A 16,571-nucleotide genomic window follows, 5' to 3' on the forward strand; every position below is an offset into this window, starting at 1 on the left:
CCCTCATCCGCCCGCTCCCTGGTAGTGACGCACCCCGGCCCGCCAGAGCAGCCCCGCCAGCAGGCAGGACCACAGCGCGGCCACCGGCAGGAACCAGGCCAGCCAGGCCGGCAGCAGCGCCGGGCCGGGCTGGCCGAGCACGACCAGCGTCGGGAGGTAGCCGACGAAGGCCGCCGGCACCACGAACCCGAAGGTGATCTTCAACCCGGTGCCGAACACCGAGGTCGGCTGGCTGGCGGCGTAGGAGCCGCCGTAGGTGAAGGCGTTGGTGAACTCCGCCCCGTTGACCAGCCAGAACTGGCAGCCGGCCGCGCTGACGAACAGCGCGCAGAAGATCAGCGTGCCGAACACCAGCGCGAGCCCGATCACGGCCGCGGCCCGCAGGGGCTCGGGGATCTCGTTGGCCAGCAGCCCGGCGACCAGCGCGGCCACCCCGACGCCGATCCGGGTGAGCCGGCGCAGGCTGATCTCGGAGGTCACCAGCTGGGCCAGCACCGGCTGCGGACGCAGGTAGAAGACGTCGATGGTGCCCTCGCGGATGTAGCGGGGCAGCCGGTCCACGTGCCCGACCAGCAGGTCGGCGATCGAGAAGCAGATGTTGGACAGCCCGAACACCAGCAGCACGCCGCCGAAGTCGAGCCCACCGAGGACGTCCACCTGGGAGAAGACCACCCAGGTCTCGGCCAGCTCGACCAGCCCGACCAGCAGCGCCCCGAGGAGGTCGAGACCGAAGGAGAGCCGGTAGGTGGTCTGCGCGCGCACCCGGGAGGCGAGGACCGCGCGGTAGGCGGTGAGGTCAGCCACCCTGCACCTCCAGGTGGCGGCGGCCGAGCCGCTCCAGCAGCAGCGCCAGCGCGAGCAGCCCCAGCCCCCAGGCCAGCTGCACGCCCAGGTGCTGCCAGGCCGCGGCGCCGAGGACGCGCCCGCTGAGGACGTCCACCGGGTACTGCAGGAAGGTCGGGAACGGGGTGAAGGCGGCGAGGGTGCGCAGCCACTCCGGGAACAGGTCGACCGGGACGAACAGACCGGCCAGGAAGGTGCCGAGGATGCCGTAGAAGGCCTTGATGCCGCGGGTGTCGACCACCCAGAAGCCGAGCAGCCCGATGCAGTGCACCCCGAGGTAGGAGGCCACCACGGCGACCGCCACGCTGAGCGCGCCCAGCAGGTAGGGGCCGGGGGTGGCAGGCAGGAACCATCCGGTCGTCAGCAGCCCGACCACCACCGCAGGGACGCCGCGCGGCAGCAGCGAGTAGGCCGCCCGGCCGACCGCGGGCAGGGCGAAGGCGGCCACCAGCGGCACCGGACGCAGGTAGTCCACCGCGATGTCGCCGTTCTTGATCCGCTCCTCCACCGGGGAGACCGGCACCATCAGCGTGACCGCGCCGAGCAGGGCCTGGGAGATCCAGACGTAGCCGCCCAGGGTGGCGCGGTCGTAGCCGGCGAAGGCGGTGGTGGAGGCGTCCAGGGCGGCGAAGAGCACCGCGGCGCGGATGAACCCGAAGACGACGTTGGTGAACAGCCCGGCCGCGACCGCCAGCCGGTAGTGGGCCTGCTCGGCGAACCCGGCCCGGACCAACGACCACAGCAGGCCCGCGCGCAGCCGCGACTCTGTGACCGGGGACACAAGCGCGAGAACCTACTCCTGCCCGCCGGGCCCGTCAACGGGTCAGGACGCGGAGACCCCGAACTCGCTGCGGTAGCGCCGCACGGCCTCCAGGTGCCCGCCCAGGCCGCCGGTCTCCTCGAGGTGGGCGACCACGTCGTCGAGGGTGACGATGGCCCGCACCGGGCAGCCGTGGTCGCGGCTGACCTGCTGGACCGCCGACAGCTCCCCGCTGCCGCGCTCCTGCCGGTCGATCGCCACGACGATCCCGGCCAGCTCGGCCCCGTGCGCGCGGACGATCTCGACGGCCTCCCCGATCGCGGTGCCGGCGGTGATGACGTCGTCGACGAGCACCACCCGGCCGGCCAGCGGGGAGCCGACGAGCGTCCCGCCCTCGCCGTGGTCCTTGGCCTCCTTGCGGTTGAAGCACCACGGCACGTCGCGCCCGTGCTGCTCGGCCAGCTGGACGGCCGTGGCCGCCACCAGCGGGATCCCCTTGTACGCCGGGCCGAAGAGCACGTCGAGCTCCCAGCCGGCCTCGACCACGGTGGCCGCGTAGTGGCGGGCCAGCGCGGCCAGCCGGGCCCCGGTGCCGAAGGCGCCGGCGTTGAAGAAGTACGGCGAGCGCCGGCCCGACTTGAGGGTGAAGTCGCCGAAGCGCAGCACCCCGTGCTCGATGGCGTAGGAGAGGAACTCCCGCTGGTGCGGCTGCAGCGGCACTACTTCTTCTTCCCCTGGTTCTTGACCGCCTCGATGGAGGCCCGCGCCGCCTCGGGGTCGAGGTAGCGCCCGCCCTCGGTGGTGGGACGCAGGTCCTCGTCGAGCTCGTAGAGCAGCGGGATGCCGGTGGGGATGTTGAGCCCGACCACGGCCTCGTCGCTCATCCCGTCGAGGTGCTTGACCAGGGCGCGCAGCGAGTTGCCGTGCGCGGCGACCAGCACGGTCTTGCCGGCGCGCAGGTCGGGGACGATGGCGTCGTACCAGTAGGGCAGCATCCGCACCACCACGTCGGCCAGGCACTCGGTGCGCGGACGCGCCTCGGTGGGCAGCGCGATGTAGCGCGGGTCGTCGAACTGGGAGTACTCGTCGTCGGGCTCGATCGGCGGCGGCGGGGTGTCGTAGGAGCGGCGCCAGATCATGAACTGCTCCTCGCCGAACTGCTCCAGCGTGGCCGCCTTGTCCTTGCCCTGCAGGGCGCCGTAGTGGCGCTCGTTGAGCCGCCAGGACCGCTTGGTCTCGATCCAGGAGCGACCGCACTCGGCCAGCGCGAGGTTGGCGGTGTGGATGGCGCGCAGCAGCACCGAGGTGTGCACCACGTCGGGGAGCAGGTCCTGCTCGGCCAGCAGCCGGCCACCGCGGACGGCCTCGCCGCGGCCCTTCTCGTTGATGTCGACGTCCACCCAGCCGGTGAACAGGTTCTTGGCGTTCCACTCGCTCTCGCCGTGACGGAGCAGGATCAGGGTGCCTCGTTCGCTCATGGGCGCGAGCCTATCGGCCGCGACGTCGCCGCCCCGGAGCCGTTCAGGCGCGGCCGGCGGCCTCGGTCAGCGCCCGCAGCCGGGCAGCGTGCGCGGACGTCAGCGCCCCCGGCTCCAGCTGCCAGGACCACCCGCCGGCCACCCCGGGCAGGTTCATCCGGGCCTCGGTGCCGAGGCCGAGGACGTCCTGGGCCTGGGTCATCGCCAGCCGGCACGGGGCCGCCAGCGCGAGCTCGACCATCGCCCAGGACGGCTCGGTCTCGCCGTCGCTGGTGACCGCGGCCGCCCGCCAGGCCTTCCGCACCTCGGCGCGGCGCACCTCGGGCAGGGTCTCCCACCAGCCGACCACGGTGTCGTTGTCGTGGGTGCCGGTGTAGACGACCTGGTCGACCTCGAGGTTCTCCGGCTCGTGCGACTTGTCGGGGTCGCCGGGGTTGAAGGCGAACTGCAGCACCGCCATCCCCGGCAGACCGAGCTCGCGGCGCAGCGCGTCGGTGGCGGCATCGATGTCGCCGAGGTCCTCGGCCACCACCGGCAGCGGGCCCAGCTCGCGGGCGGCGGCGTCGAAGACGGCACGGCCCGGTCCGGGCACCCAGCGCCCGTTCTCGGCGGTGGTGTCGCCGACCGGCACCGCCCAGTAGGCGGAGAACCCGCGGAAGTGGTCGATCCGCACCAGGTCGAACAGGTCGAAGGTGCGGCGCAGCCGCTCCACCCACCAGCGCATGCCGTCGGCGGCCAGGGCGTCCCAGTCGTAGAGCGGGTTGCCCCACAGCTGTCCGGTCTCGGAGAAGGCGTCCGGCGGGACGCCCGCCACGGCGTCGGCGCGGAAGATCTCCGGCCAGGCCCGGTGGTCGGCCCCGCCGGCGGCGATGTAGATGGGGACGTCGCCCATCACCTGCACACCATGCTCGGCGGCGTAGCGCCGCAGCTCGCCCCACTCGCGGTCGAAGCGGACCTGGTCGGCCAGGTCGCCGCCGACGGCCGTCCAGGAGTCGACCCAGTAGGCGTGCTCGGCGGCGAAGGCGGCCACCTCGTCCTCGCCCACCGGGGCGTCCGGGTGCTCCAGCAGGGTCGGCGAGGCGGCGAAGGCCGACGGCGAGGAGTAGGGCGAGCCGAACTCCCCCGGTACCGAGACCGGCAGCACCTGCCACACCGTCTGCCCGGCCTCGACCAGCCAGTCGACGAACTCACGGGCCGAGGGCCCCATCCGCCCGTCGGGCAGGGAGGTCAGGTGGAGCTGGACGCCGGCGGCGCGGGTGGGGAGCACGTTCTGAGCCTGTCACACGGGGTCCGCGGCCCTTCGCCAGGCTCAGGGCGTCGGGGTGGGGTCGCTGCGCTCAGCAGGCCTGGACGCTCGCGGCCTCGCGGGTGGTGGTGTTCTCGTACTCACCGATCGCGGCGACCTTGGCCGCCGAGGCGCTGCTCTCGTCGAAGGTGTAGGTCAGCCACTCCTTCGCCAGCCGACGGGCCAGCTCGAGCCCGACCACCCGCTGGCCGAAGCACAGCACCTGGGCGTTGTTGCTCAGCACCGCCCGCTCCACCGAGAACGGGTCGTGCGCGGTGACCGCGCGCACACCCGGCACCTTGTTGGCCGCGATCGCCACCCCGAGCCCGGTGCCGCAGACGAGCAGGGCCCGGTCGGCCTTGCCCTCGGCGATCATCCGGGCGGCGGCCACGGCGATGTGCGGGTAGGCGGTGTCACCGTCGGCGTCCACGCCCACGTCGGTGACCTCGCTCACCTGGTCCGAGGCCTCGAGGTCGCTCTTGAGCTTCTCCTTGTAGTCGAAACCCGCCTCGTCGCTGCCGACCACCACACGCAAAGCCATGTCCGTCTCCTCCGTCGTCCGCGCGACCCTCCGGCCACGCGCTCTCTCCCAGTTGTACCCGCCCGGTCGAACCGGTCTCAGCCCGCGCCGGCCTCCGCCGGCGTCTGGTGCCGGTGGCCCCGCTCGTCCTGGGGCACCTTGAGGAAGCCGACCATGACGAACGCCGCGGCGTAGAGCAGCACGAAGGCCCACACCACCCCGACGTTGCCCAGCCCCAGCGTGAGCACCAGCGAGACCACCCCGGAGCCGAGGAAGGCCGCACCGCCCGCGGCGGTGGTGTACATCGCCATCGCGGCACCCTTGTGGTCGGGGGTGAGCGCCGGCATGATCGCGCCCATCGGCACGAACCCGGCCAGCAGGCAGCCGAACAGGCAGCCGGCGGCCACGCTGAGCCAGTAGCCCCAGTCCGAGCCGGCCGGCACCCACTGCGGCACGTACCACCACAGCAGCAGCCCGACCGCCGAGCCGAACACCCCGAACCAGCGGACGGTGTTCCGCCATCCCCACCGGTCGCCGATCGCACCGAAGACGGCGTTGACGAGGATGTTGGTGGCGTAGACCAGCGTGGTCATCGTCAGGTAGCGGGCCTGCCCCCAGCCGCGGTCGTCGGCGATCACCGCCGGCAGCACCAGGAACATCCCGTACTGCGGGGCGGTGTTGATCAGCCGCACCAGGAAACCCATCGCGATCTTCGGCCGGGTGAAGGTGAGCCGCAGCCCCGACAGCAGCACCTGACCGGTGCTCTCGCCGGCGGGGGCGATCCGACCCCGGCCGTTGTCGGCGCGGACGCCCAACCAGCTGATCGCAAAACCGGCCACCACCAGCGCGATCGAGACCACCATCGCCCCGGTCTCGCCGGCCGTCCCGCCGCCGAAGGCCGGGATCGCCCCGACCGCCACCAGCGAGCCGAGGGTCGGCAGGCCGCCGGTGAACATCACGTAGAACCAGCCCACGGCCACGCCGTTGCGCTGCACCGGCGTGGTGATGTTGATCCAGACCAGCATCGCGAAGGCGAACAGCGGGTAGCCGAAGCCGCGCAGGAAGTAGGTGACGGCCACCAGCGGCAGGCTGCCCAGCTGCAGGCTGAGCAGGAACAGCACCTCGAAGACCACCCAGACGCCGAAGCCGATGGCCATCACCCGACGCGGTCCCCACAGGTCCGACAGCGCCCCGGCCAGGTAGCTGCCGATGAGCACGGCCAGGCTGTAGCCGGTGACCACCGTCGCCACCACGGCCTCGGGGCGGCCGAGGACGGCCTCCATGTGCGGCTGGATGAAGTTCGACTCGGTGCCGTTGCCGGTCATGAACACCAGCAGCCCGAGGAACCCCCAGCGCAGGCTGTGCGGGATGCCGATGCGGTCGAGGAAACGCTCCTCGCGCCCGGTGCCGACCTCGCTCTGCAGCGACGTCACGGGCTCAGCCCCGGCGTCCCGGCAGCAGCGACACCTTCACCGACGCACCGCTGGTGTCGCCGACCAGGTCGAGGGCCTGCTGGAAGTCGGCCAGCGCGAACTGGTGGGTGCAGATCTGCTCCACCGGCACCTTGCCGTCCTCCAGCATCTTGATCGCCGCCGGCCAGCAGTGCGGGCCGAGGTGGGCGCCGAGGACGTCGAGCTCCTTGTCGTCGGAGATGATCGACCAGTCGACGGTGACGTCGGAGCCGAAGACGGAGTACTCGACGTAGGTGCCGAGCTTGCGCAGCAGGTTGAGCCCCTGCCCGACCGCCGACGGGTGCCCGGTGCCCTCGAGGTAGACGTCGGCGCCGTAGCCGTCGGTCAGCTCCTTGATCCGGGCGACGGCGTCCTCCTCGCGGATGTTGATGGTGAGGTCGGCCCCGCAGGCCTTGCCGAGGGCGAGCTTGTCGTCGTCGAGGTCGAGGGCGATGAGGTTCATCGGGTTCTTCTCCCGCGCACCGAGGATGAGCCCGAGCCCGATCGGGCCGCAGCCGGCCACCACCACGGTGTCCTCGAACTTGATGTTCGCCCGCTCGACCGCGTGCAGCGCACAGGACAGCGGCTCGGCGAAGGCGGCGTGGTGCGGCTCGAGCTGCTTGGACACCTGGTGCACCCGGGCCCGGATCGGCACCAGCACGTACTCGGCCATCGCGCCGTCGAAGTTCTTGAACCCGAACATGTCGTGCGGGCCGCACATCCAGTACTGCCCGCGCCGGCAGTAGCGGCACTCCTCGCACGGCACGATCTGCTCGCACGCGACCCGGTCGCCGATCGCGACGCGGTGGTGGGCGAAGGCCTCCTCGTCCCCGGCGACGACCTCGCCGACGAACTCGTGGCCTGGGCTGCGGCCGACCTGCACGTAGGGCTCGCGGTGCTCGTCGCCCCAGAACTTGGCGGCCCCGTGGTAGCACTTCAGGTCGCTGGCGCAGACGCCGACCGCCTCGACCCGCAGCAGCATCTCCCCCGGGCCGGGGCGCGGGACGTCCTTCTCCTCCAGCCGGTAGTCCTCCGGCCCGTGGACCACCACGGCCTGCATCCGGTCGGGAAGGGGCTCAGACATCCGTGGTACCTCCGTTGGTCGTGCGGCGGATGGGTCTCGCCCAGTCGAGCACGGCGTCGGAACCGATGTCAAGAACAGATGTTCACACCGGAACCGATGTGCGTTACGGTGCTGGGGCAGTGCCACCGAGCCACGGGAAGCAGGTGAGAGGCATGGACGCGCCGCCGCAGCGCCCGCGCTTCGACCCCGACCTGGTGCACCGTGCCGCGCGGATGTACTACCTGGACGAGGTGAACCAGGCCGAGATCGCCGCCGTCCTGCAGGTGTCGCGTCCCACCGTCAGCCGGCTGCTGGCCGAGGCCCGGCGCAGCGGCATGGTGCAGATCACCGTGCACCCGCCCCAGCACCCCGCCGAGACCGACCTGGCCGGACGGCTGGCCGCCGCACTCGGACTGCGCCGCGTCTGGGCGGTGCCCGCCGCCGGCGCCGACCTGGCCGGGCTGGTGCCCGCGGTGGCGGAGGCCCTGCGCTCCTGCGCCCTGCGGCCCGGCGACGTCCTGCTGGTCTCCTCGGGCCGGACGCTGCACCGGCTCAGCGAGCACCGGCTGCCGTCGCTGCCCGGGGTCGAGGTGGCTCCCACCTCCGGCGGGGTGGCCGAGCCGGAGGCCTGGCACCAGACCAACGAGGTCGTGCGCCGCTGGGCCGAGCGGGTGGGTGGACGTCCGCACTTCCTCTTCGCCCAGGCCCGGCCCAGCCCGGCGATGCGGGCCACCCTGGAGGCCGACCCGGACTTCCGGCGCACCACCGGGCTGTGGGACCGGGCCGCGGTGGCACTGGTGGGCGTGGGCGCCCCGCTCGTGGGCCGCCGCTCGGTGTCGGCCTCGGTGCCGGTCGACGACCCGCGGCTGCGGGCCACGGTCGGCGACATCAGCCTCAACTTCTACGGCCCCGACGGCACCGAGGCCGACTTCGAGGGCCGTGCGGACATGGTGCGGATCGGCACCGACCAGCTGCGGGCCGTTCCGTGCTCGATCGCGGTCGCGGTCGGCCCGGAGAAGGTGCACAGCATCGTCGGCGGCGCCCGCGCCGGCCTGTTCAACCACCTCGTCACCGACGCCGCCACCGCCCGCCTGGTGCTCGATGCGCTGCCCCCGCCCGACCTCCTCCCCGACGACAGGAGACCCGACGATGACTGACCAGACCGCAACGCACCCGGCCGTCCCGGCCGGCGTGGGGACGCCCCGGGTGACCGTCGTCACCGGGGCCGCCAGCGGCATCGGCCGCACCGTCGCCGAGACCTGCGCCGCCCGCGGCGACCGGGTGGTCGGGATCGACCTGGCCGAGTCCGTGGTCGAGGTGGTGGCCGGGCTGCCCGGCAGCGGCCACCTGCCGGTGGTGGCCGACCTCACCGTCGACGGACGGGCCGAGCAGGTCGTGGCCCGCGTCGTCGAGGAGGTCGGGACCCCGCTGGTGCTGGTCAACTCCGCCGGGGTGGTCCGGCTGGGCAAGGCGGTCGACCTGCCGGCCGGGCACTGGCACCAGACCCTGGACGTCAACCTCGGCGCCAGCTTCTTCATGGCCCAGGCGGTGGGTCGGCGGATGGTGGCCGCCGGCTACGGCCGCATCGTCAACCTCGCCTCCCAGGCCGCCGTCGTGGGGTTGGACGAGCACGTGGCCTACTGCGCCAGCAAGGCCGGCGTGCTGGGGATGACCCGGGCGCTGTCGCTGGAGTGGGCCCCGCACGGGGTGACGGTCAACGCGGTCTCCCCCACCGTGGTGGAGACGCCGCTGGGCCGGGAGGCCTGGGCCGGGGAGAAGGGTGAGGCCGCGCGGCGGGCGATCCCGGTGGGACGGTTCGCCCAGCCCTCTGAGGTGGCCGCGCTGGTCGTCTTCCTCGCCAGCGACGAGGCCGCCATGATCACCGGGGAGAACGTGGTGATGGACGGCGGCTACACCACCGTCTGAGCCGCGGCGCCCGATCAGTCCGCGGGGCGGAGGTGCTCGAAGGCGGCCAGGTTGGTTGTCGGCTCCCCGCGAGCCAGCCGCCAGCGCCACTCCCGCTCGATCGCGGTGCGGAACCCGGTGCCGACGATGGTGTCGAAGGACTCGTCGGCCACCCGGGCCACCTCGCCGAGCAGCCGGTCCAGCTCGGCGGCGGTGACCACCTCCAGCGACAGCCGGCCGGTGAGGTGGACGTCGCCGTGGGAGTCCAGGCTGAACGCCACGCCGTAGCCGGACAGGTTGCGCTGCAGCAGCCAGCGGTGCACCTCGTCGGCGTGCTCGTCGGGCCGCCGGGCCACGAAGGCGCGCACCTGCAGCGTGTGGTCGGCCACCACCAGCGCGCACTCGGTGCTGAGCTTGTGCTCCCCGGGCAGCGTGACGCCGAACGTGCCGGGCGAGGTCTCGGCCCAGCGCAGCCCGCTGCCCTCGAGGTGGCGGCGCACCAGCGCGATGACCCGTTCCCGCACGCGCCCAGCATAGGGACGACACGGTGGCATGATGCGGCGAGCACGTCCCCCTCGACCCCTCGGAAGGCCTGCCCGTGAGCGTCCTCACCCCCGTCCCCTCCGCCGACCCCGGACGCCCCGGCGGATTCCGGCGGGACGGGCAGCCGCACACGGTGGTGTCCGGGGCGCTGCACTACTTCCGCGTGCCCCACCCGCTGTGGGAGGACCGGCTGAGGCGGTTGCTGGCGCTGGGCTGCAACACGGTGGAGACCTACGTGGCGTGGAACTTCCACGTGCCGCACGCCGGCCGCGAGCCCGACTTCACCGGAGACCGCGACCTCGGCGCCTTCCTCGACCTCGCCGGCCGGCTGGGGCTGGACGTCCTGGTGCGGCCCGGTCCCTACATCTGCGCGGAGTGGGAGCTCGGTGGGTTGCCCGCCTGGCTGCTGGCCGACCCGCGGCTGCGCACCGGCGCCCGGGGCACCAACCTGCGCAGCTCCGACCCGGCCTGGCTGGAGCACGTGGACGCCTGGTTCGACGTCCTCATCCCGGTGGTGGCCGAGCGCCAGGCCGAGCACGGCGGACCCGTGGTGGGCGTCCAGGTGGAGAACGAGTACGGCAGCTTCGGCGACGACCGCGGCTACCTGCAGCACCTCGCCGAAGGCCTGCGCCGGCGCGGGATCACCGAGCTGCTGTTCACCTCCGACGGCCCGACCGCGCTGATGCTGCAGGGGGGCACGCTGCCCGACGTGCTCGCCACCGCGAACTTCGGCTCGCGCACCGAGGAGGCCTTCGCCACCCTGCTGGAGCACCGCCCCGGCACGCCGACGATGTGCATGGAGTTCTGGAACGGCTGGTTCGACCACTGGGGTGCCGAGCACCACACCCGGCCGGCGGAGGACGCCGCCGCCGAGCTGCGCACCATGCTGGAGGGAGGGCACTCGGTCAACCTCTACATGGCCCACGGCGGCACCAGCTTCGGGGTGTGGGCCGGCGCCAACGCCGGCCCCGAGGGGCGGCTGCAGCCGACCGTGACCAGCTACGACTACGACTCCGCGATCGCCGAGGACGGCACCTGCACCCCGAAGTTCTGGGCGTTCCGCGAGGTGGTCGCCGCCGCGCTGGGCACCGAGCCGCCGCAGCCCCCGCCGCCGGCGCCCCGGCTGCCGGCGCAGACGGTCGAGGTGGAGCCGTCCGGGCTGACCCTGGACACCGTGCTCGACGCGGTCGACCCGGTGCGCAGCGTCGCGCCGTCCTCGCTGGAGGACCTCGGCCTGCTGCACGGCGCCGTCCGCTACCAGACCACCGTCCGCGGCCCGGTCCGGGCGCCGTTGCGGCTGCCCGGGGTGGGCGACCTGGCCCGCGTCCGGCTGCACAGCCCCGACGGCGACCAGACCGGGCTGGTCTCCGAGCTGGACGTCGACCCCGCCTTCGGCATCGAGCTCGAGCTGGACGTCCCCGCCGGTGAGCACCGGCTGGACGTGGTGGTGAGCAGCCTCGGCCGGGTGAACTTCGGCCCGTTCCTGGGTGACCGCAAGGGCCTGCGCAGCGCCCGCCTGGACCACCAGCACCTGTTCGGCTGGGTGCAGCAGGGTGTGGACCTCACCGAGCTGCCGGAGCTGGACTGGTCCGCCGCCGCGGGCGCGTCCGGTCCCGGGTTCTTCCGGGCGGAGCTGACGGTGGACGAGCCGGCCGACGGTTTCCTCGCCCTCCCGGGGTGGCACCACGGCTACCTGTACCTCAACGGCTTCAACCTGGGCCGCTACTGGAACCCGGCCGGTCCCCAGCAGACCCTCTACGCCCCCGCGCCGCTGTGGCGCGCCGGCGCCAACGAGGTCGTCGTCTGCGAGCTGGTCGCCCCCGGCACGCGGGTCGAGCTGGTCGAGGAGCCCGTGCTCGGTTGAGTGCGCGCGTCTCGGGGTCTCGCCCTTCGACAGGCTCAGGGCGTTGGGGTCCGGCTGGGCGCCGACGTGCAGCCGGGCAGCACCAACACCCACAGCGGGCTGAGCTGTCGAAGCCCCCAGTGATCCCCCTTCGACAGGCTCAGGGCGTTGGGATCGGGCCGGGCGCCGAGGTGCAGCCGGGTCGGAACCCTCCCGGAGCGGGCTGAGCCTGTCGAAGTCCGGGGAACCGTCCCTCGACGAGCTCAAGGGGTTCGGCGGGTCGGGGCGCGATGACTGGTCCGGTGTCGCAGGGTCTTCCCAGCAGCGTGGCGCACGGCTGCGCGACCGAGGGAGGGAGACGGACGTGAACTGGACGCTCGAGGTGGTGGTGGTGCCGGTCGGCGACCTGGACCGGGCCGTGGGGTTCTACGCCGAGCAGCTGGGCTTCGTGCTCGACCACGACGTCGAGATCGGCCCCGGGCAGCGGATGGTGCAGCTGACCCCGCCCGGGTCCGGGTGCTCGATCGTGCTGAGCAGCCCGGAGGCCTCGCAGATGCCGGCCGGCTCGCTCAAGGGGTTGCAGCTGGTGGTCCCCGACATCCGCGCCGCCCGTGAGGAGCTGCTGGGTCGCGGGGTGGAGGTCGGCGACGTCCAGGTGCTCGGGGAGAACCCGTCGCCGCAGCCCGACCCGCTCGACAACGTCGGCTTCCTCTTCTTCTCCGACCCCGACGGCAACGGCTGGGCGGTGCAGCAGATCTCCAGCCGCGGCTGAGCCGGGAGGCGGCCTCAGCGCCAGTCGCGGAGGAACTCCTCGAGCAGCGGCCCGGCCGAGCCGCTGCCGCTCTCGCCGTCCTCGACCAGGACGGCCACCGCCAGGTCGCCCTGCACCGCCACCATCCAGCCGTGGGTGCCCGGCTCCTCGTCCGGGCCGCCGCCGTGCTCGGCGGTGCCGGTCTTCGACAGCACCGGGTCGCCCTCGAGGTCGCGCAGGAACCGCCCGCTGCCCTCGGTCGTGACCGCGCGCATCAGCTGCTGCAGGTCGGCCTGCTCCTGCTCGGTGAGCGGCTGCTCGACCTCCTCGGGGTTCTCCCCGCCGTCGACCACCAGCATCGGCGTCACCCGGTGCCCGGCCGACACCGAGGCGGCGACCGTGGCCACCCCGAGGGCGTTGGTGGTGACCGTGCCCTGGCCGATCATCATCGCGGCCTGCTCGACGGGGTCGTCGCTGTCGGGGACGGTGCCGAGGGTGAACGGGTAGCCCAGGTCGGCGTCGGTGTTGATGCCGAGCGCCTTCGCCGCGGTCTGCAGACCTTCCGCACCGACCTGCTCCCACAGCCGGATGAAGGCGGTGTTGCAGGAGTTGGCGAACGCCTCCTCGAAGCTGATCTCGCCCAGCGCCGAGGACGGGTAGTCGTCGTAGTTCTCGAAGGTGCGCCCGTTCACGGTCACCGTCCGCGAGCAGTTCACGGTGTCGTCGGGCCGCACCCCGCTGCGCAGCAGGGCCAGCGCGGAGACGATCTTGAACGTCGAGCCCGGCGGGTAGAGCCCCTCGGTGGCGTTGGAGAAGCCGCCGCCGGCCGGGCCGGAGGCCGCCGCCAGCACCTCGCCGGTGGACGGCTTGAGCGCCACCAGGGCGGCCGGTGTCTTGACCTCGGTGAGCAGGCTGTCGGCCACCGACTGGGCGCGCTCGTCCAGGGTCAGCCGGAGCGGTGTCCCGTCGGTGGCGGGGACGGTGTGCAGCACCTCGTCCTCGCTGTCGGCGTCGGGGGCACCGTCGGCGGGGTCGACGGGTTCGATGACGACCGCCGTCCCCGGCGTGCCGCGGAGCTGGTCGTCGTAGCGGGCCTGCAGGCCGGTCAGCCCGGCGAAGTCGCCCGCGACCAGGTCGCCCTCGGAGGCCTGGACGACCTCCTCGGTCGCCGGGCCGGCCACCCCGAGCACCGGTCCGGCGAACTCCCGGCTGGGCGCCAGCGGACGCTCGTCGGGCACCAGCCGGGCGCCGTCGATCTCCCCGGCCCCGGAGCGGATCTCCTCGATGGTCTCGGTCTCCGAGCCGCGCACCACCAGGCCCTCGACGAAGGCCTGGTCGCCGGCCGCCTCCACCCGCTCGACGAAGGCGTCGGCGTCGATGTCGAGCAGCTCGGCCAGCTCACGGGCGGAGTCCTCCTGGCGTTCGGGGCGCACCTGGGTCTTGTCCAGACCGACCCGCTCCACCTCGCGCATCCGCACCAGCGGCTCGTCCCCGGCGCCCAGCACGTCGGCCCGGCGGGCGGGGACGCGGCGGGTGTCCAGCACCTCACCGGGGTCGAGACCGGGGGCCAGCACCGACGGCGTCCACACCACCTGCCAGTCGGTCTCGGCGTCCTTGACCAGCTCGACGTCGCGGGAGTAGGTCCACGGCTCGGCCTCGGGGACGGGGTGCCAGGTGTACTCCACCACCGCCCGGGTGCGGGTGCGGCCGCGGTCGACCTGCTCGCTGGGGGTGGCGCGCACCGTCGGGCGCAGCCCGTCCAGCTGCTCCAGCACCTGCGGCAGCCGCCCGGCCTCGGCACGGGTCTCCGGCGTCACCGGCACCGCGGTCAGGTCGCCGCGCTGCAGCCCGTCGGCCAGCAGCGCGAGGGTCTCCTCCGGCGGCGTCCGGTCGGCCAGCAGCGAGCACCCGCTGAGCGACAGCCCGAGCGCCAGCGCACCGGCCAGCGCGACCCGTCCCGGGCGTGCCCGGCTCACCGGCGCTCCCGGATCTTCGGCAGGTGCTTGGTGAACTCCTCGCGGAACAGCGCCTGCAGCGCCTCGGACTGGATCGCCCCGTCCACCACCGGCAGCCTTCCGGCCGCGGCCCGCTGGCAGACCACCAGCCACGCCTCGCCCATGGCGAGGGTGAACCCGCTCGCGACCCCCGCGCCGACCACGCCCCCGACCAGGCTGCCGGCCCCGGGCACGAACTTCAGCAGGTTGGTCGCCAGCGCCCGTCCCCCGGCGGTCGCGGCAGCCGACGAGGCCAGCGCGAGCATCGCCGCCCGCTCGACCCGGATGCCGTAGATCTGGCTGATCCGCGCCATCATGCCGAGCTGGATCGGCACCAGCACGGCCGCGTCGCTGAACGGGATCGGGATGGCCGCCGCACCGGCGGCGGCGCTCACCGCCGCGCCCACGTGGGCCTGGGCCAGCCGCGCCTTGCGGGCCGAGTCGATCTGCTGCGCCGCGGTGAGCGCTCCCTCGACACCTTCGGGAGCAGCTTGAAAGGTCGCCTCCAAGAGCTCCATCAAGCCGTGGGACGGCTGACCGGTGAACTGGTCCCTCAGGGCTTGGACGAGAAAGGGGTGGCCGGCCACGATGGGCAGCTCGCGGTCGGCGATCTGGTGCGCCAGCTCGACGGCGTCCGGGTGGTACTGCCCGTCGCGCATCGGCACCTGGGTGAGCACCACCACGACGGGCAGCCCGACCGAGTGCAGGTGCTGGATGAACTCGGCCTCGGAGTCCTCGAAGCGGCGGTCGAGCCCGCGCAGGCAGTACCAGGCGACGTGCACCTGCTCCGAGAGCTCCTGCTTGCGGCCGGCCTTCATCATCTGGTCGACGTCGCGGAGCAGCGCCTTGTCGTCGCGGCCCAGCTCGAGACCCTTGGTGTCGACCAGGCCGAGGAAGCCCTCGGTGTGCAGGTACAGGTGGGAGCCCTGGGTGACCGGGCGGCCGATCCCGGTCTCGGCGACCTCCGAGCCGAAGATCGCGTTGATCAGCGTGGACTTGCCCACCCCGGTCTTGCCGAACAGCGCCAGGTTGAACCGGCCGAGCGCGAGCGCCTCCTCGGCGTACCGGGTGCGGAAGGACTCGGTGAAGAAGTCGCTGGCGGGCACGGTCGAGGAGTCTATGCGGGCTGCTGCCCCGCGGTGGCTGCCGCGCCGTAGAGGCTGAGCAGCCGGGCCACCTCGTCGGCGACGGCCTGGCGGGCCGGGGCCATCCACTTCCGCGGGTCGACCGGCGGGTTGTCGCCCTCCAGCACCCGGCGGACCGCCCCGGTCATCACCTGGTTGAGGTGGGTGGAGACGTTGATCTTGGTCATCCCGGCCGCGATCGCCGCCTGCATACCGGCGTCGCTCACCCCCGAGGAGCCGTGCAGCACCAGCGGGACGTCCAGCCGGTCGGCCAGCGCGCCGATCAGCTCGACGTCGAGGACGGCGTCGCGGGTGGTCATGGCGTGGGAGGAGCCGACGGCCACCGCGAGCAGGTCGACCCCGGTGGCCGCGACGAAGGCGGCCGCCTCCTCGGGGTCGGTGCGGGCGCCCGGTGCGTGCACGCCGTCCTTGCCGCCCACCTCGCCGAGCTCGGCCTCGACCACCACCCCGGCGTCGTGGCAGAACCGCACCATCTCCGCGGTGGTGGCGACGTTCGCGTCGTAGTCCAGGTGCGAGCCGTCGTACATCACCGAGTGCACACCGAGCTCGACCGCGCGGCGGATCAGGTCGGTGTCCTCGGCGTGGTCGAGGTGGACCACCACCGGCACCGACGCGCCGCGGGCGACGGCGAGGGTGGCGGCCAGCACCGGCTCGAGCGCGCCGTGGTACTTGACCGCGTTCTGGCTGATCTGCAGCACCACCGGCCGCGCGGCCCGCTCCGCGCCCTGCACCAGCGCGGTGGCGTGCTCGAGCTGGATGACGTTGAAGGCGCCGAGACCGACGCGGTCGGCGGCGGCCTCGCGGGCCAGGGTGCGCAGGTCGGTCACGGGGTCTCCTCCGGTTCGGTGGGTGCGTGGGCGGGCTCGGGGGCGGTGGGGCCGGAGCCGCTGACGGCGACCGAGCTGGCGCCGTGGCGGGCCAGCGCGGCGTCGGCGCTGCCCATCGCGCCGGCCCAGGAGCCGAGCTGGGCCACCCGCAGCGGCGGCGGCC

The 16,571-nt window shown here is 73.4% G+C and carries 16 protein-coding genes; 4 read left to right on the top strand and 12 right to left on the bottom strand.

Annotated features, from left to right (window positions below; all coding sequences use genetic code 11):
* Positions 1-3: 3 nt before the first annotated feature.
* The 8 genes from DVA66_RS01865 to DVA66_RS01900 all read right to left on the bottom strand — a co-directional run bounded on the left by DVA66_RS01865 (position 4) and on the right by DVA66_RS01900 (position 7,421).
* Positions 4-804, bottom strand: coding sequence for an ABC transporter permease (locus DVA66_RS01865; protein ID WP_114558507.1), 801 nt, complete (start codon positions 802-804; stop codon positions 4-6).
* Positions 797-1,624 carry an ABC transporter permease gene (locus DVA66_RS01870; RefSeq protein ID WP_232821689.1) on the bottom strand — a complete coding sequence of 276 codons (828 nt, stop codon included), beginning with the start codon at positions 1,622-1,624 and terminating at the stop codon, positions 797-799. Before DVA66_RS01870 ends, DVA66_RS01865 begins: the two co-directional genes overlap by 8 nt.
* Before the next feature lie 42 nt (positions 1,625-1,666).
* Positions 1,667-2,323 carry an orotate phosphoribosyltransferase gene (gene pyrE, locus DVA66_RS01875; RefSeq protein WP_232821690.1) on the bottom strand — a complete coding sequence of 219 codons (657 nt, stop codon included), beginning with the start codon at positions 2,321-2,323 and terminating at the stop codon, positions 1,667-1,669.
* Positions 2,323-3,081 (bottom strand): phosphoglyceromutase, encoded by a 759-nt coding sequence (locus DVA66_RS01880; RefSeq protein WP_114558508.1) that lies wholly within the window; start codon positions 3,079-3,081, stop codon positions 2,323-2,325. The genes pyrE and DVA66_RS01880 overlap by 1 nt, the downstream gene beginning before the upstream one ends.
* Positions 3,082-3,124: 43 nt before the next feature.
* Positions 3,125-4,348, bottom strand: a complete 1,224-nt coding sequence (locus tag DVA66_RS01885; RefSeq protein ID WP_198671392.1) for a 4-alpha-glucanotransferase — start codon at positions 4,346-4,348, stop codon at positions 3,125-3,127.
* A gap of 70 nt (positions 4,349-4,418) precedes the next feature.
* A complete protein-coding gene (locus tag DVA66_RS01890; protein WP_114558509.1) occupies positions 4,419-4,907 on the bottom strand; it encodes a ribose-5-phosphate isomerase in 489 nt (162 codons plus the stop codon).
* 77 nt (positions 4,908-4,984) lie between these two features.
* The gene (locus tag DVA66_RS01895) at positions 4,985-6,319 is read right to left on the bottom strand and encodes an RbtT/DalT/CsbX family MFS transporter (protein WP_198671393.1); all 1,335 of its coding nucleotides are present in this window, start codon (positions 6,317-6,319) and stop codon (positions 4,985-4,987) included.
* Between the two features lie 4 nt (positions 6,320-6,323).
* Entirely contained in the window at positions 6,324-7,421 is a 1,098-nt protein-coding gene (locus DVA66_RS01900; RefSeq protein ID WP_114558510.1) for an alcohol dehydrogenase catalytic domain-containing protein, read from the bottom strand.
* Positions 7,422-7,573: 152 nt separating this feature from the next.
* Here DVA66_RS01900 and DVA66_RS01905 point away from each other — a divergent pair, with 152 nt between their 5' ends.
* Positions 7,574-8,557 carry a sugar-binding transcriptional regulator gene (locus tag DVA66_RS01905; protein ID WP_114558511.1) on the top strand — a complete coding sequence of 328 codons (984 nt, stop codon included), beginning with the start codon at positions 7,574-7,576 and terminating at the stop codon, positions 8,555-8,557.
* On the top strand, positions 8,550-9,326 hold the full coding sequence (locus DVA66_RS01910) for a GolD/DthD family dehydrogenase (protein WP_114558512.1): 777 nt from the start codon (positions 8,550-8,552) through the stop codon (positions 9,324-9,326). Before DVA66_RS01905 ends, DVA66_RS01910 begins: the two co-directional genes overlap by 8 nt.
* A 14-nt stretch (positions 9,327-9,340) precedes the next feature.
* Here the strand turns inward: DVA66_RS01910 and DVA66_RS01915 are convergent, their stop codons facing one another.
* Positions 9,341-9,829 carry a type III secretion system chaperone family protein gene (locus DVA66_RS01915; RefSeq protein WP_232821691.1) on the bottom strand — a complete coding sequence of 163 codons (489 nt, stop codon included), beginning with the start codon at positions 9,827-9,829 and terminating at the stop codon, positions 9,341-9,343.
* Positions 9,830-9,903: 74 nt separating this feature from the next.
* On the opposite strand from DVA66_RS01915, the gene DVA66_RS01920 reads away from it, so the two are divergent.
* Both DVA66_RS01920 and DVA66_RS01925 read left to right on the top strand, forming a co-directional pair.
* On the top strand, positions 9,904-11,712 hold the full coding sequence (locus DVA66_RS01920) for a glycoside hydrolase family 35 protein (RefSeq protein ID WP_114558514.1): 1,809 nt from the start codon (positions 9,904-9,906) through the stop codon (positions 11,710-11,712).
* Positions 11,713-12,055: 343 nt separating this feature from the next.
* On the top strand, positions 12,056-12,463 hold the full coding sequence (locus DVA66_RS01925) for a VOC family protein (RefSeq protein ID WP_114558515.1): 408 nt from the start codon (positions 12,056-12,058) through the stop codon (positions 12,461-12,463).
* Between the two features lie 14 nt (positions 12,464-12,477).
* Here DVA66_RS01925 and DVA66_RS01930 read toward each other — a convergent pair whose 3' ends face one another.
* From DVA66_RS01930 to DVA66_RS01940, 3 genes are read right to left on the bottom strand one after another with little or no spacing between them, the layout of a single operon-like run.
* Entirely contained in the window at positions 12,478-14,418 is a 1,941-nt protein-coding gene (locus DVA66_RS01930; protein WP_198671394.1) for a penicillin-binding transpeptidase domain-containing protein, read from the bottom strand.
* Positions 14,415-15,542, bottom strand: coding sequence for a GTPase family protein (locus DVA66_RS01935; RefSeq protein ID WP_114558516.1), 1,128 nt, complete (start codon positions 15,540-15,542; stop codon positions 14,415-14,417). The genes DVA66_RS01930 and DVA66_RS01935 overlap by 4 nt, the downstream gene beginning before the upstream one ends.
* An 11-nt stretch (positions 15,543-15,553) precedes the next feature.
* Positions 15,554-16,408 carry a class II fructose-bisphosphate aldolase gene (locus tag DVA66_RS01940; protein WP_114558517.1) on the bottom strand — a complete coding sequence of 285 codons (855 nt, stop codon included), beginning with the start codon at positions 16,406-16,408 and terminating at the stop codon, positions 15,554-15,556.
* Positions 16,409-16,571: the final 163 nt, after the last annotated feature.

The organism is Desertihabitans aurantiacus (assembly GCF_003344635.1).
In the GTDB taxonomy this organism is placed as follows: Bacteria; Actinomycetota; Actinomycetes; order Propionibacteriales; family Propionibacteriaceae; genus Desertihabitans; species Desertihabitans aurantiacus.

Bases quoted from the DNA above. Each gene is read 5' to 3' on its own strand.
- DVA66_RS01880 (WP_114558508.1), bottom strand. From the start codon at position 3,081: ATGAGCGAACGAGGCACCCTGATCCTGCTCCGTCACGGCGAGAGCGAG.
- DVA66_RS01890 (WP_114558509.1), bottom strand. From the start codon at position 4,907: ATGGCTTTGCGTGTGGTGGTCGGCAGCGACGAGGCGGGTTTCGACTAC.
- DVA66_RS01900 (WP_114558510.1), bottom strand. From the start codon at position 7,421: ATGTCTGAGCCCCTTCCCGACCGGATGCAGGCCGTGGTGGTCCACGGG.
- DVA66_RS01905 (WP_114558511.1), top strand. From the start codon at position 7,574: ATGGACGCGCCGCCGCAGCGCCCGCGCTTCGACCCCGACCTGGTGCAC.
- DVA66_RS01910 (WP_114558512.1), top strand. From the start codon at position 8,550: ATGACTGACCAGACCGCAACGCACCCGGCCGTCCCGGCCGGCGTGGGG.